The 14,793-nt window shown below is 59.7% G+C and carries 12 protein-coding genes; 9 read left to right on the top strand and 3 right to left on the bottom strand.

All coding sequences use genetic code 11. The features are described 5' to 3' along the window. Nucleotides 1–113: 113 nt before the first annotated feature. From AACU78_RS25455 to AACU78_RS25440, 4 genes are all read left to right on the top strand, one after another. Nucleotides 114–1,490 carry an L-serine ammonia-lyase gene (locus AACU78_RS25455; protein WP_106578399.1) on the top strand — a complete coding sequence of 459 codons (1,377 nt, stop codon included), beginning with the start codon at nt 114–116 and terminating at the stop codon, nt 1,488–1,490. A 39-nt stretch (nt 1,491–1,529) separates the two neighbouring features. Further along, entirely contained in the window at nt 1,530–2,654 is a 1,125-nt protein-coding gene (gcvT, locus tag AACU78_RS25450; protein WP_106578398.1) for a glycine cleavage system aminomethyltransferase GcvT, read from the top strand. Between the two features lie 390 nt (nt 2,655–3,044). Continuing rightward, nucleotides 3,045–3,257 carry a cold-shock protein gene (locus AACU78_RS25445; protein WP_014339904.1) on the top strand — a complete coding sequence of 71 codons (213 nt, stop codon included), beginning with the start codon at nt 3,045–3,047 and terminating at the stop codon, nt 3,255–3,257. Between the two features lie 94 nt (nt 3,258–3,351). After that, complete coding sequence (locus AACU78_RS25440; RefSeq protein WP_106578397.1) at nt 3,352–3,840, top strand: RDD family protein; 489 nt, start codon at nt 3,352–3,354, stop codon at nt 3,838–3,840. A 130-nt stretch (nt 3,841–3,970) separates the two neighbouring features. On the opposite strand, the gene nadA is transcribed toward AACU78_RS25440, so the two are convergent. The 3 genes from nadA to AACU78_RS25425 form a co-directional block, all read right to left on the bottom strand. Further along, nucleotides 3,971–5,029: a quinolinate synthase NadA gene (gene nadA / locus AACU78_RS25435; protein ID WP_106578396.1), complete on the bottom strand. Its 1,059-nt coding sequence runs from the start codon at nt 5,027–5,029 to the stop codon at nt 3,971–3,973. A gap of 234 nt (nt 5,030–5,263) precedes the next feature. Beyond that, nucleotides 5,264–6,841 (bottom strand): lactate dehydrogenase, encoded by a 1,578-nt coding sequence (locus tag AACU78_RS25430; protein ID WP_256586978.1) that lies wholly within the window; start codon nt 6,839–6,841, stop codon nt 5,264–5,266. Nucleotides 6,842–6,970: 129 nt separating this feature from the next. Beyond that, nucleotides 6,971–8,257 carry an OmpP1/FadL family transporter gene (locus AACU78_RS25425; protein ID WP_106578395.1) on the bottom strand — a complete coding sequence of 429 codons (1,287 nt, stop codon included), beginning with the start codon at nt 8,255–8,257 and terminating at the stop codon, nt 6,971–6,973. 413 nt (nt 8,258–8,670) lie between these two features. Here AACU78_RS25425 and AACU78_RS25420 point away from each other — a divergent pair, with 413 nt between their 5' ends. The 5 genes from AACU78_RS25420 to pstB all read left to right on the top strand — a co-directional run bounded on the left by AACU78_RS25420 (nt 8,671) and on the right by pstB (nt 14,670). After that, nucleotides 8,671–10,668, top strand: a complete 1,998-nt coding sequence (locus AACU78_RS25420) for a hybrid sensor histidine kinase/response regulator (RefSeq protein ID WP_234452525.1) — start codon at nt 8,671–8,673, stop codon at nt 10,666–10,668. Nucleotides 10,669–10,954: 286 nt separating this feature from the next. Then, nucleotides 10,955–11,971, top strand: a complete 1,017-nt coding sequence (gene pstS, locus AACU78_RS25415; protein WP_106578394.1) for a phosphate ABC transporter substrate-binding protein PstS — start codon at nt 10,955–10,957, stop codon at nt 11,969–11,971. Nucleotides 11,972–12,026: 55 nt separating this feature from the next. Next, the gene (gene pstC / locus AACU78_RS25410) at nt 12,027–13,022 is read left to right on the top strand and encodes a phosphate ABC transporter permease subunit PstC (RefSeq protein WP_106578393.1); all 996 of its coding nucleotides are present in this window, start codon (nt 12,027–12,029) and stop codon (nt 13,020–13,022) included. Next, nucleotides 13,019–13,891, top strand: a complete 873-nt coding sequence (gene pstA, locus AACU78_RS25405; RefSeq protein ID WP_106578392.1) for a phosphate ABC transporter permease PstA — start codon at nt 13,019–13,021, stop codon at nt 13,889–13,891. Before pstC ends, pstA begins: the two co-directional genes overlap by 4 nt. Next, the gene (pstB, locus tag AACU78_RS25400; RefSeq protein ID WP_106578391.1) at nt 13,891–14,670 is read left to right on the top strand and encodes a phosphate ABC transporter ATP-binding protein PstB; all 780 of its coding nucleotides are present in this window, start codon (nt 13,891–13,893) and stop codon (nt 14,668–14,670) included. Before pstA ends, pstB begins: the two co-directional genes overlap by 1 nt. Nucleotides 14,671–14,793: the final 123 nt, after the last annotated feature.

Here is a 14,793-nt window from a genome sequence, read left to right as displayed (position 1 = left end):
GCGGTGTACCAGTTGATACATCTGGTGACTGAACCAACGCCTTCGCGAGCAAGCCCGCTCCCACATTTGAACCGAGCCAGTCTTCAAAAATAATAAGAAACCGGAGAACAACCATGTCCCTTAGCGTGTTCGACCTGTTCAAGATTGGCATCGGCCCCTCCAGTTCCCACACCGTTGGCCCGATGCGCGCCGCCGCTCGCTTCGTCGAGGGCCTCAAGCGCGACAACCTGTTGAGCGCCACCACCGGCATCAAGGTGGAACTCTATGGCTCGCTGGGCGCCACCGGCAAAGGCCATGGCAGCGACAAGGCCGTGTTGCTGGGCCTGGAAGGCGAACACCCGGACACCGTGAACACTGAAACCGTGGCTGCACGCCTGGCGCAAATGCGCAGCGACGGCCGCTTGAACCTGCTCGGTGAACACAGCATTGCGTTCAACGAGAAAGAACATTTGGCGATGATTCGCAAACCCCTCGCCTACCATCCCAACGGCATGATTTTTCGGGCCTTCGACGCCGCCGGCATCCAGATCCGCAGCCGCGAGTACTACTCGGTCGGTGGCGGGTTTGTGGTGGACGAAGACGCGGCCGGCGCCGACCGGATTGTCGAAGACACCACGCCGCTGACCTTCCCCTTCAAACACGCCAAGGACTTGCTTGGGCATTGCGCCACCTATGGGCTGTCGATCAGCCAGGTGATGCTGACCAATGAAAGTGCCTGGCGCCCGGAAGCGGAAACCCGCGCTGGCTTGCTGAACATCTGGCAGGTCATGCAGGACTGTGTGGATGCGGGTTGTCGCAATGAAGGCATCTTGCCCGGCGGTTTGAAGGTCAAGCGCCGCGCTGCCGCGTTGCATCGACAGCTGTGCAAGAACCCCGAGTCGGCGCTGCGCGACCCGTTGTCGGTGCTCGACTGGGTCAACCTGTACGCGCTGGCGGTCAACGAAGAAAACGCCAACGGCGGCCGCGTGGTCACGGCGCCCACCAACGGCGCGGCCGGGATTGTGCCGGCGGTTTTGCATTACTACATGCGCTTTATCCCCGGCGCCAATGAAGACGGCGTGGTGCGCTTTTTACTCACCGCCGCCGCCATCGGGATTTTGTACAAGGAAAACGCCTCGATCTCAGGCGCCGAAGTCGGCTGCCAGGGCGAGGTCGGCGTGGCCTGTTCGATGGCAGCCGGCGCACTGTGTGAAGTGCTGGGCGGCAGCGTGTCTCAAGTGGAGAACGCCGCCGAGATCGGCATGGAACACAACCTCGGCCTGACCTGCGACCCGATTGGCGGGTTGGTGCAGGTGCCGTGCATCGAGCGCAATGCGATGGGCTCGGTCAAGGCGATCAATGCGGTCCGCATGGCCTTGCGCGGTGACGGGCAGCATTTCGTCTCGCTGGATAAAGTCATCCGCACCATGCGCCAGACCGGCGCCGACATGAAAAGCAAATACAAGGAAACCGCCCGTGGCGGTTTGGCGGTCAACATTATCGAGTGCTGACGCCTAACAGCGCGTCCGCACGTTTTTCAGGAGCTGAATATGTCCACCCAAACCCTGTTGAAAACTCCACTGCATGCGCTGCACCTTGAGCTGGGCGCGCGCATGGTGCCCTTCGCCGGCTACGACATGCCGGTGCAATACCCACTGGGCGTGATGAAGGAACACCTTCACACCCGTGAACAGGCCGGGTTGTTCGACGTGTCGCACATGGGCCAGATCCGCCTGACCGGCGCGGATGCCGCCAAGACCCTGGAAACCCTCGTGCCCGTCGACATCATCGACCTGCCGGTGGGCATGCAGCGCTACGCGATGTTCACCAACGATCAGGGCGGCATTCTTGACGACCTGATGGTGGCCAACCTGGGTAACGACGAACTGTTCCTGGTGGTCAACGCCGCTTGCAAGGATCAGGACCTGGCGCACCTGCGCCAACACATTGGCGAGCAGTGCACGATCGAGCCGCTGTTTGAAGAGCGCGCCCTGCTGGCCCTGCAAGGCCCGGCGGCGGTGAAGGTACTGGCGCGCCTGGCGCCGGAAGTGACCAAGATGACTTTCATGCAGTTCGCCACCCTGCGCCTGCTGGGTGTGGACTGCTATGTCAGCCGTTCCGGCTACACCGGCGAAGACGGGTTTGAAATCTCCGTGCCCGCCGCCAACGCCGAGAGCCTGGCGCGCAGCCTGCTGGCCGAGACCGAAGTGCAGGCCATCGGCCTGGGCGCCCGTGACTCGCTGCGCCTGGAAGCCGGTCTGTGCCTCTACGGCCACGACATGAACACCGACACCACGCCGATTGAGGCCAGCCTGTTGTGGGCCATCTCCAAGGCTCGCCGTGCCGATGGCGCGCGTGCCGGTGGCTTCCCTGGCGCCGACCGCATTTTCACCCAGCAACAAGCCGGTGTGAGCCGCAAGCGTGTCGGCCTGCTGCCACAGGAACGCACCCCGGTGCGTGAAGGTGCAGAGATCGTCGATGCGCAGGGCACCGTGATCGGCAGCGTGTGCAGCGGCGGCTTTGGCCCGACCTTGGGCGGCCCGCTGGCCATGGGTTACCTGGACAGCGCATTCATCGCACTGGACACCGAAGTGTCTGCGTTGGTACGTGGGAAAAAGGTGCCATTACGTGTAAGTAAAATGCCATTCGTGCCACAACGTTACTTCCGTGGCTGATTGACTGTTCCTATAAGTAACGCGGTTGCGTTAACGTGCACTAAACTGTAACGCAACCGCCATAAAACAGTGCATTGACGATAGTCAATGTAATAGCGGACAACCTATAACAAGTGATCAACTCTATCGAATAAACGGGATCCACATTACCCATCAAACAGTCATGAAGCCAAGCAAACGCTGGGCTTTTGGCGGGGCTTGTTTTTTCTCTGTTAGTTGGCGTAGAGTTTGCCCACTGTGTTTGCATGGGTCGCTTTGAACCTGGACCTGGGCAGTAGCCAAAGTTTGCTACAACCCGTTCGACGTCTCTTACTTTCCTGCAACTCAGCCCAGTACTCTTTCATGTGAAAGGGGCTGTCATTAATTTTTTTGCGTCAAGGAAATAAGAAAATGGCTGATCGTCAGAGCGGTACCGTCAAGTGGTTTAACGACGAGAAAGGGTTTGGTTTTATCACTCCAGAAAGCGGTCCGGATCTGTTCGTGCACTTCCGCGCTATTCAGGGCAACGGCTTCAAGAGCCTCAAAGAAGGCCAGAAAGTGACGTTCGTCGCCGTGCAAGGCCAGAAAGGCATGCAGGCTGACGAAGTACAAGCAGAAGGCTGATCCTTGCTGCGACAAAAAGCCCCTGATGGTGACATCAGGGGCTTTTTTATAAGCGTTTGCTCGTAAAATGGCTTTTTCCTCTAGAGAGACTGCCATGTCCAAACCCCTGCTGAGCCCCCAAGGCGAGTTTCCCGCCGTTGGCCTGGGCCGTCGCCTGGCAGCGATGTTTTATGACTTTCTCCTGTGCACTGCCTTGCTGATCGTCACGGCGTTTATCTACAAGCTGGTGTGGATGGCCTTTATCGGCGAGGCGAAGATGCGCGCACTCACCGAGTCCGGCGCACTGGACGGTGACCCGTTGCTGTCGACGATTCTGTTTTTTGTGTTATTTGGTTTTTTCGCCAAGTTCTGGACCTATTCCGGCCAGACCCTGGGCATGCAGGTGTGGGGCGTGCGCGTGCAGAACGCCGACGGCTCGCGGATCAGCCTATGGCAGGCGCTGTTGCGGTTTGTGGTGTCGATTGCGTCGTGGTTGTGCGTAGGGCTGGGTTTTATCTGGTCGCTGTTTGATAAGCAAAAACGCAGCTGGCATGACATCTATTCGGATACGCAGCTGGTGCGGATTCCGAAGCAAAAAAGGTAATTCCAAGCGACACAAAACAACTGTGGGAGCTGGCTTGCCTGCCATGCAGCACCTCGGTCTATCAGGCAGACCAGGGTGATGCTATCGCAGGCAAGCCAGCTCCCACATTTTGACCGTGTTTACAATTAAATTAAGCGTTGCCGGCAAGCTTGAGGCGCGCCGCCTGGGTGAAGTCCAGCATGCGCTTTAACGGCCGTACCGCGTGCGGAATCACCGACGGCTCGACGAAGATCTCGTTGCTGCCCTCGCGCAGGCACTGCAGCGTGCGTTCCAGTGTATTCATCGCCATCCACGGACAATGCGCGCAACTGCGGCAGGCCGCGCCGTTGCCGGCAGTCGGTGCCTCGATGAAGACCTTGTCCGGGCACAGCTGCTGCATCTTGTAGAAAATGCCGCGGTCGGTCGCGACGATAAACGTCTTGTTCGGCAGGCGCTGGGCCGCTGCAATCAATTGGCTGGTGGAACCCACGGCATCGGCCAATTCAATCACCGACGTCGGCGACTCCGGGTGCACCAGAATCGCGGCATCCGGGTACAGCGCCTTCATGTCCTCGAGCTGCTTGGACTTGAACTCTTCGTGGACGATGCACGCGCCGTCCCACAGCAGCATGTCTGCGCCGGTCTGGCGCTGAATGTAGGTGCCCAGGTGCTTGTCCGGCCCCCAGATAATCGTCTCGCCGTTGTCCATCAGGCTTTCGACGATTTCCAGTGCGCAGCTTGAGGTAACGACCCAATCGGCCCGCGCCTTCACCGCCGCCGAGGTGTTGGCATACACCACCACCGTGCGCTCGGGATGCTGATCACAGAACGCCGAAAATTCCTCCACCGGGCAGCCAAGATCCAAAGAGCAGGTGGCTTCCAGGGTGGGCATGAGGATGCGTTTTTCGGGCGTGAGGATTTTGGCGGTCTCGCCCATGAAACGCACACCGGCGACCAGTACGGTCTTGGCCGGGTGGGCTGCGCCGAAGCGGGCCATTTCCAGGGAGTCGGAGACACAGCCGCCGGTTTCTTCGGCCAGGGCCTGAATCACCGGGTCGCAGTAGAAGTGGGCGACCAGCACCGCGTCCTGAGCCTTAAGCTCGGCGGCGATGGCGGTACGCAGGCTTGCCTCTTCTTCGGCGCTGAGCGCCTTGGGCTGCTTGGCGTCGAGGTGAGCTTGAACCAGTAGGCGTTCGGAAATTTGCGTCATGTTCGCAAGACCTGCAGGCGCAGTTGCGCGAAAGTCGAGTGTACCACCGGCTCTGGAGCCTTTCGGGCGCCGCCGGACGAAGTGATTGTGTTCATCAAGCACGGGTGAAGCTGCGCAAGGCTACAGAATATCGAATCGATTCAAAAGCCTAATCTGGCCTGCACAGGCGCGCTGGTCGGGCAAAAAAACGGGAAGGCTCATGACTGGGCCTTCCCGCTTTGACCACGCCGAACGTCAGCGCATCAGCACATCCGGATCGTTCTGCAACAGGATCGAGTCATGCATGTTGGCCAAGGCATCCTTCAAGGGTGACTGCTCCAAGGCATCCTTGTACTTTTTGCTCGCCTGGGCGGCGTGCTCAAGCAGCGCCAGGTAGTCGCGCCTGGTTGAGGCTTCCTTCGGCACCACGCTGTCTTGCACCCGGTTGCCCATCACGTATTTCTGCGTGTGGGTGTTCTGGGAAGCCGATTGGGTAACGGACGCATTCGTCAGTCGGCCGTCTTTATAGGCGAAGGTTGCGGTGCTACTGGCCTTGTCCTGCACTTGCACATACAGGTAATTCTGCGATTCGCGAGAGCCGTCAAAAACCGGCGGTTTGCCACCGTCGAGGCCTTTATGGAAGCTGGCCGACAGCAGCGATTGCTGGTTTTGGGTGACGCTGCGGTCGCCCGTGCTGCGGCCATTGACCTGGGTCTGCTGCGACACGCTGTAGGAAAAGCCCTCAACTTCCGACCGACGCATCGAATTGGGCGCGGCCGCCGCCTGTTTGATCGAGGCCTTGAAGTCAGCCAGGCCCGTCAGCAAGCCTTTGTCGGTCGGGTTATGAGTCAGCGGGTTCGCAGCGCCAGCCCCGGGCGGATAGTTGCTGTTCATGGCGCTGAACGCGTCCTTGAACATGGTCATCAGGTCCGCGTTGGCACTGCCGCGCTGCTCGACGCGGTCGAACTGCGCTAGGTAGGTTTGCAGCGCCTTGGCCTGCTGCTTGGCATTGCCGAGGATCGCCGCGTTTCTCAGGTCCACCGTGAGGTCAATCTGACCCGCCGGGCCACTCATGCGCGTGGTACGGCTCTCGCTGTCGGCATGAAAGGCCAGAGTAATGTCCTCACCGTTCGAGGCCTTCACCTTGGCATTGAGGTCCACCGACGACAGCAGCTTGGCGTCGAACTGAGTCAGCTTGCTCAAGTCGAGTTTCGGCGGCACGGCGGTCAGCCCGTCGACCGAGGCCTGGAATGCGCTGCCCAACTGGCCGACGGCCTTGAGTTCATCGGCGCTCAACTCCCCGCCTTCTACAGTGGCCTGTACGCCCAGGCCATCTTTCTGGCTGGACAGGCTGAACGTCACCGTCTTGCCGCTGGCAGTCTTGATGCTGAGGCTGACCTGGTTGTCGGCCTTGCTGTGCAGCAGCGTCTGGTCCGCCTTGATTGCATCGGTGTCGCCGGCGCGGTCAGCGGTGGTGTTGAGCAGCGACTGGGAAATAGCGGCACCGCCACCTTTGGTGAATTGGTCCACCAACGCAGCGCCCAGCCCACTGTAGCGGCTGGCCGTAGTGACCGAGTGGAAGCTGGAGTTGATGACCCAGGTGATCGAATCATCGCTGTTGTTTTCCCAGGTCCGCACGCTTTCCTGGCCGGGCAACAAACCGTTTCGAGAGTAGGTATCGACGACATCGGCTGCCGGATTGCCAAGGCTGACCACTGCGGAAGGCCGCGTCGGTGAGACGTCGACAGTGTTCGCCAGGGTGGCTGGAGGCGCGGTGGTCGCAGCCCGAACAATAAGGGGATTGGTCGCGATAACAGGCGTTAACGTAGTCATGACAGTCCATGTCTTAAAAGCTGAGTAGCTTTCAATCTAATCAACACGCGCCGTAAATGACAGCATTGATGTCAACAAAACCGGCAAAGAGCCATGCCAAAAAACTGGCTCTCCGCCGGATTGCATCGATCAGAAGCGGTAAGTCACCGAGCCCCCGAAACCATTGGCGCTGTTCTCATACTTGGCATCGTAGGTCAGTGCCAACTGAGGGTTGTTGTCGCGAATCTTGATCGGCTCTTCCTTCAGGTAGGAATAGGCCACGTCAAAGGTCAGGTTATCCACTGGCGTCCAGCCGGCACCGAGGCTGAACACGGTACGGTCGCCTGTAGGAATACGTACGGAACGGTCGGTGTTGTTGGTCGGCGTCTGGTCCACCGAGAAGCCGGTGCGCAGCACCAGTTGTTTGTTGAGCTGATACGACAGGCCGATCGCATGGGACCACGTGTCGTGCCAGTGCTCCTGCTCGGTGATGGAATCCAGGCCTGCCAGCTCAGCCGTCAGTTCGGACACGCCGGAATTGTTCACCGTGATCTTCTTCAACTGGCTCCAGCGGGTATAGGTGCTGCCCACGTAAAGGGTCAAGGCATCGGTCAGCTGGTGAGTGACGGAAAAGTCCACGGAAGACGGCGTGGTCACATTCAGCTTGGCGTCGTACTTCTGTGCCCCGCCATCCAACAGGTCGGAGAGCACGCCCGAGGCGTCGGTATGGCCACTCAAGTGATACACCACTTGCGAATGGTAGGTGAGGCCGACGCGGGTACTGTCCAGCGCCTGCACCAGGATACCGGCGTTGAGGCCCATCGCGGTGTCGTCGCCCTTGATCTTGGCCGTTTCCGTCCCCAGCCCGAACGCCGGTACCTTGGAGTCAAGCTCGCCGCTGATTTTGTTGAAGGTCGGGCCGAAACCTACCGACACCTTGTCGTTGAACGCGTAGCTGACGGTCGGCTGCACGGTGAGGACTTGAATCTTGCTCTTATTCCCAAAGCCATTGCCCTGGAAGCTGTGTTCATAGTCGGTCACCAGGCCAAACGGTGCGTAGACCCCCAGGCCAAACGCCCAGTGCTCATCGATCGGCGTGACCAGGTAACCCATCGGCACGGCAATGCCGGGGACCATGTCGCCCTTGTTGGTGCCGGGATTATCGACGCCGCCCTGGCTGGAGCTGGCGTCCTTGATGTTGGTTTTGGCATCCAGGTAGGTCGCCCCGATGCTGACTTCATTGTGCTTGAGGCGCGACATGCCGGCCGGGTTGCCAAACACCGTGCTGGCGTCGTCGGCCGAGGAAGAACGCCCGGCGTAACCGGTGCCCATTGAACTGATGCTTTGTTCATTGAGGGCGAAGCCACCGGCCAGCAGTTGTGTAGAGGCAAGCGAAACGCAAAGCGCCAGGGCGCCTTTAAGAGTTTTGTTATTCATTATTAGGACTCGAATTATTGGTCAGCGCCGGGAAAACTACCAACGTTCGAGCGCGGCGTTTATGAAGAGTTTTTCATGCACGGGATTGTCGGACAATTCTAGATTTTTCAAAGACTTTGCTCGTTTTTAAGCGTCTTTTTATGACCTTTTAACCTGATCGTGACCGCCCGGTTTTATCTGCCCGTCACGCCTGGGCGGCCCGCCCTTGAAAGCTGAACCCAGTCACACGTGTGCACGGGGTGCGCGCGATTGCATTGAGGGTATCTGGCTGACGCGTCGCGAGTACCCGATGCCTGAGCGTCAACCCCAACGCTTTGCCGGCGCCAGTCAGCACCGTACGTGCGGAAGTCGCTGGTGGGATAGATATCGTAATGACATGATAAGGCCCATTTAACCCATTCGGCCAAACTCAAATGAATACCACTGTCGGGATCGGCTCAGAGCCAAGCGAGCTGGCCGCCACCGGCTTGGGCAGAAGCGAAGCGTTTACCGAGCGCGTTCTGGCCAGCATCAACGATTGCATCAAGGTTCTGGACCTCGATGCCCGCCTCACCTTCATGAGCGAAGGCGGCATGAAAATCATGGAAGTCAGTGACTTCAACGCGATCCGCGGTTGCCCCTGGCCCGACTTCTGGCAGGCCAAGGGAAACACGGATGCCAAGGCTGCCGTAGAAGCCGCCAAAAACGGCGAAAGCGCAAGTTTCATCGGCCCCGCCGAGACGCTGGCCGGCAACCTGAAATGGTGGCATGTGCAGGTCAGCCCGATCCTCGACAGCGACGGCCGGCCGGAACAGATCCTGTGTGTCTCGCGTGATATCACCGCCCTGCGTGAAGCCGAAGAGTCCCTGCGCACACTCAACGAATCCCTTGAGCAAAGGGTGATGGAGCGCACCCGCGATCGCGATCGTATCTGGCGCCTGTCGCCGGACCTGATGCTGGTCGCCCAGCTCGACGGCGTCATCTCTGCGGTGAACCCGGCCTGGACACGCATGCTCGGCCACACCGAACATGATTTGGTGGGCAGCCAGCTGCTGGCCCTGGTGCACCCGGAAGACCTCGCGGTCTCCTCCTCGGCGGTCAGCCGCCTGGGGGACGGCAAGAATTTTCCCAACTTCAAGAACCGTTACCGCCACCAGGATGGCAGCTACCGCATGATCGCCTGGACCGCCGTGCCCGACAGCGACTACATCCACGCGGTGGGCCGGGATATCCAGGCCGAAGAAGAAGCCAAGGAAGCCCTGCGCTTGTCGGAAGACGCCCTGCGTCAATCGCAGAAGCTTGAAGCGATCGGCCAACTCACCGGCGGCGTCGCACACGATTTCAATAACCTGCTGACGGTCATCAAGTCTTGCGCTGACTTGCTCAAGACGCCTTCTTTGAGCGAAGAGCGGCGCATCAAGTACGTGGAAGCCATCGCCAGCACCGTGGACCGCGCCGCGCGCCTGACCGCCCAACTGCTGACCTTCGCGCGCCGCCAGGCGCTGCGTCCGGAGGTTTTCAACGTCGGCAACAGCGTACTGCGCGTGGGCGAAATGATGGACAGCCTGACCGGCTCACGCGTCAAGGTCACCATCGAGGTGCCGCAGGAACCCTGCTTTATCAACGCCGATGAAAGCCAATTCGACACTGCCCTGGTGAATATGGTGGTCAATGCCCGGGATGCCATGGCCGGCAATGGCCAATTGGCGATCCGGGTGGCAACCGCTACGTGGCTGCCTTCAGTGCGCGCCCATCCGGTGCGAGTCGCCGAATACGTGACCATTGAGTTGAGCGACACCGGTTCGGGCATTCCTCCGGAAAAGCTCGACGCCATCTTCGAACCCTTCTACACCACCAAGGGCATTGGCCAGGGCACCGGGCTGGGGTTGTCGCAGGTGTACGGCTTTGCCAAGCAGTCGGGCGGTGAAATCCTGGTGCGAAGCGAATGCGGCAAAGGCAGCCAGTTTATGTTGTACCTGCCCAAGGTCGAGGCCGGCTTGATGCCCGTCATCCAGGACAGTTACGACGTCCCCATCGCCACGGACCTGTGCGTGCTGATGGTTGAGGACAACCCCGACGTCGGCCTCTACACCTCGCAGACCCTGGAGCAAATGGGTTTCAAAGTGCTTTGGGTCGCGGACGCCAACAGTGCGCTCGAGGCCCTCGCGCCAAACCCGGAAAGCTTCCAGGTGGTGTTCTCCGACATTTCCATGCCGGGCATGAGCGGACTGGAATTGCTCGACGCGCTTGAAGCCCTCTACCCGTGGCTGCCGGTGGTGCTCACCACGGGTTACAACGACGAATACGCACGTATCGCCCAGGAAGAAGCCCAGCGTTTTGTGCTGTTGCAAAAGCCCTACTCCACCGAAGCATTGGCTGTACTCCTGCAAAAAGTCGTCAAGAGTCGCCTGAACCTCACCGCACAAAGCTAAGCCTGAGACGGGGCTGCACCGACCCCGTCTTTTCCTCTGCAACAATAAAAAACCTTCCCGCCCCCCTGCACTGCGACCAAAACCCGCAAAACCAACCCTTAACCCGTGCCTACACCCCGACATTGAAGCTGGACGTGGGCAAGCCCGCGTTCATCGGCGCAAACATTTCTAAATGTTTCTTCATAAAGCCAAACCGTCATTAAACAGACATATCTCAGGAATTAAATCGTCACGTCTTAGACAGGTGGACCTATCCACTTACCCCTTCCCTTGAGGTGTTGTCGTGATGTTGCCGACTAAAAAAAGTCTGTCTGTTCTGTTCGCCGCCCTGTGCCTGAGCGGCGTGGCCCACGCCACTGACGTTACCGGCGCCGGTTCCAGCTTCGTCTACCCGGTGCTGTCCAAGTGGTCGCAGGACTACAGCAAGAACTCCAGCAACCGCATCAACTATCAGTCGATCGGCTCCGGCGGCGGTATTGCCCAAATCAAGGCCGCCACCGTGGACTTCGGCGCCTCCGACGCCCCGCTGTCGGCCGACGAGCTCAAGGCCGGCGGCCTGGGCCAGTTCCCCAGCGTGATCGGCGGCATCGTGCCGGTGATGAACGTCGAAGGTATTGCGCCGGGCCAGTTGAAGCTCGACGGCGACGTGCTGGCGAAGATCTTTCTCGGTGACATCAAGGCCTGGAACGACCCGGCCATCGCCGCGCTCAACCCTGGCTTGAACCTGCCGGTGGCAAACATCACCGTGGTGCACCGCTCCGACGGTTCGGGCACCTCTTACAACTTCACCAACTACCTGGCCAAAGTCAGTGACAGCTGGAAAACCAAGATCGGTTTCGGCACCACTGTGCCGTGGCCGGTGGGTGTGGGCGGCAAAGGCAACGAAGGCGTTTCGGCCTACGTGAAGCAGATCAAGAACTCTATCGGCTTTGTGGAATACGCCTACGCGCTGCAGAACAAGATGACCTACACCCAGCTGAAGAATGCGTCGGGCAAATTCGTCAAACCTGACGCCAAGGCCTTCCAGGCAGCCGCGGACACCGCCGACTGGGCCAATGCCCAAGACTTCAACCTGATCATGACCAATGCCCCAGGCGAAGGCGCGTGGCCGATCACGGCGACCACCTGGATCATCATGTACAAGCAGCCCAAGAATGCCGAGCAAAGCCAGGCAGCGTTCAGCTTCTTCAAATGGTCGCTGGAAAAAGGCCAACAACAGGCAGCAGCGCTGGACTACGTAGCCCTGCCGGACTCCCTGGTGTCGCGCATCGAAGGTTACTGGAAGTCTGACTTCGCCAACTGATTCGCCCTACAACCGCCTTCCTCATTGATTGCGGGAGGCGGTGAGCCCATCTGATATGAACGACACCGTCCACCCGCTGGTTATGACTACTCACGCAGGCGACACCGCGGGCGACCGTCGTGCCACCCGCGATCAACGCCACGACTTGTGGTTCAAACGCTCGATGTTCGGCGCAGCCATGCTGGTGTTGGTGCTGCTGGGTGCCATTGCGGCCTCGACCCTGTGGGGCGGCGGCCTGGCGTTCAAGACCTTTGGTTGGAGCTTTATCACCAGCACCGAATGGGATGCGGTGAACAACCACTTTGGTGCTGTGGTGCCGATTTACGGCACCTTGGTCACCTCGTTTCTGGCCTTGCTGATCGCGGTGCCGGTGAGTTTCGGCATTGCGATTTTTCTCACCGAAGTCGCGCCACCCTGGCTGAAGATGCCGGTCGCGTCGGCCATTGAACTGCTCGCCGGTATCCCCTCGATCATCTATGGCATGTGGGGCCTGTTCGTGTTCGGGCCGTTCATGGCCGAACACCTCTCGCCCTTGATCAATGACTACCTGGGTGCCCTGCCCTTTGTTGGCTCGCTGTTCCAGGGCCCGCCGTTGGGAATTGGCATGCTCACTGCTGGCATCGTGCTGGCGGTGATGATCATGCCGTTTATCACCTCGGTGATGCATGAGGTGTTTCGTAGTGTGCCCACGCCGTTGAAAGAATCGGCCTACGCGCTTGGCAGCACTACCTGGGAAGTGGTGTGGGACATCGTCTTGCCCTACACCCGCTCGGCCGTCGTAGGCGGGATTTTTCTCGGCTTGGGCCGCGCCCTTGGCGAGACCATGGCCGTGACCTTCGTACTGGGTAACGCGCAACAGTTTTCCGCGTCCCTGTTGATGCCCAGCAGCTCGATTGCCTCGGTCATCGCCAACGAATTCAGCGAGGCCTACACCGACCTGCATCGCTCCGCGCTGATCGCCTTGGGCTTCTTGCTGTTTATCGTGACATTCGTGGTGCTGGCACTGGCGCGCCTGATGCTGATGCGCCTGTCGCGTAAGGAAGGGTTATGAACACTCACGAACGCCTGTACCGCAAACGCGCGCTTAAAAACGCCGTGGCCATGTTCTTCAGTTGCGGCGCCACCGCCTTTGGCTTGCTGTGGCTGGCGTGGATACTGCTGACCACCCTCATCAATGGGTTCCAGGCGCTCAACCTGCGCCTGTTTACCCAGATGACTCCGCCACCCGGCACCGAGGGCGGACTGGCCAATGCGTTTTACGGCAGCGCGCTGATGTCCGGCATCGCGCTGTTGATCGGCACGCCCATCGGGCTGATGGCGGGAATCTGGCTGGCGGAGTTCGCCCGCCACTCGCGTCTGGGCACCACGGTGCGGTTTATCAACGACATCCTGCTGTCGGCGCCGTCGATTGTGCTGGGCCTGTTTATCTACACCGGCGTCATCCTGCCGCTGAACCTGCTGACCAACCATCAGGTCGGGTTTTCCGCCATCGCCGGTGCCCTGGCCCTGGCGTTATTGGTGATCCCGGTAGTGGTGCGCACCACCGATGAAATGCTCCAGCTGCAACCTTCGACCATGCGCGAAGCAGCCCTGGCATTGGGTGTACCGCAATGGAAGCTGACGCTGCAGATTGTGTTGAGAGCGGCCAAGGCCGGCGTCGTCACCGGCATCCTGCTCGCCCTGGCGCGGATCACCGGGGAAACCGCGCCCTTGCTGTTCACCGCCTTCGGCAATCAGTTCTGGAGCAGCAACCTGCTCAAGCCGATTGCCAGCGTACCCGTGGTTATTTTCCAGTACGCCATGAGCCCGTTCGATGACTGGCACGCGCTCGCCTGGGCAGGTGCACTGGTGCTGACGCTGTTCGTGCTGGTGCTGAGCCTGACATCCCGCCTGATTCTTTTACGCAATAGGTCTCACTGATGGACGCCACCGGCATTGCTCACGAAAAAACCAAAATCCAGGTGCGCGGGTTGGAGTTTTTCTACAACAACCAGCGCTCGCTGAACGCCATCGACATTGATATCCCGGAAAAACGTATCACCGCCATCATCGGCCCTTCAGGCTGCGGCAAATCCACCTTGCTGCGCGTGTTCAACCGCATCTACTCGATGTACCCCAAGCAGGAAGCCCGTGGCGAAGTGCTGCTCAACGGCGAAAACATCCTCGCTCCCGGCTACTCGATGAATCGCCTGCGCAGCCACGTGGGCATGGTGTTCCAAAAGCCGGTGCCGTTTCCGATGTCGATCTACGACAACATCGCCTACGCCGTGCGCCACCATGAAAAGCTTTCCCGCCGCGAAATGAACGATCGCGTCGAGCAAGCCCTGCGCGGCGGCGCCCTGTGGGATGAGGTGAAAGACAAACTCAACCAGAGCGCACAGAGCCTCTCCGGTGGCCAGCAACAGCGACTGTGCATCGCACGCACCATCGCGCTGCGCCCGCAAGTGTTGCTGCTGGACGAGCCGACCTCAGCGCTCGACCCCATTTCCACCGGGCGCATCGAGCAATTGATTACGGAATTGAAGACGCAGTACACGGTGATCATCGTGACCCACAACATGCAGCAGGCCGCACGGGTGTCGGACAACACCGCGTTCATGTTCATGGGGGAATTGATTGAGTACGGCAAGACCGACCAGATCTTTACCACGCCGAAGATGAAGCAGACTGAGGACTACATTACCGGGCGGTTTGGCTAACCGCTTGGCGTGGCAAAGCATTGGGGGCTTGGTGGCAGGCTCAGCCCGAGCGGGCTGAGTTTACGTATTGATCGATGCACAAGCTGAGATAAGTCTGTACGCCAAGGGCTCGCTACAGAGCCC

It is taken from the genome of Pseudomonas sp. R9.37, from assembly GCF_963878885.1.
GTDB lineage: Bacteria > Pseudomonadota > Gammaproteobacteria > Pseudomonadales > Pseudomonadaceae > Aquipseudomonas.
The sequence above is the reverse complement of the archived record's forward strand: the minus strand, read 5'-3'. Positions and strand labels throughout refer to the sequence as shown.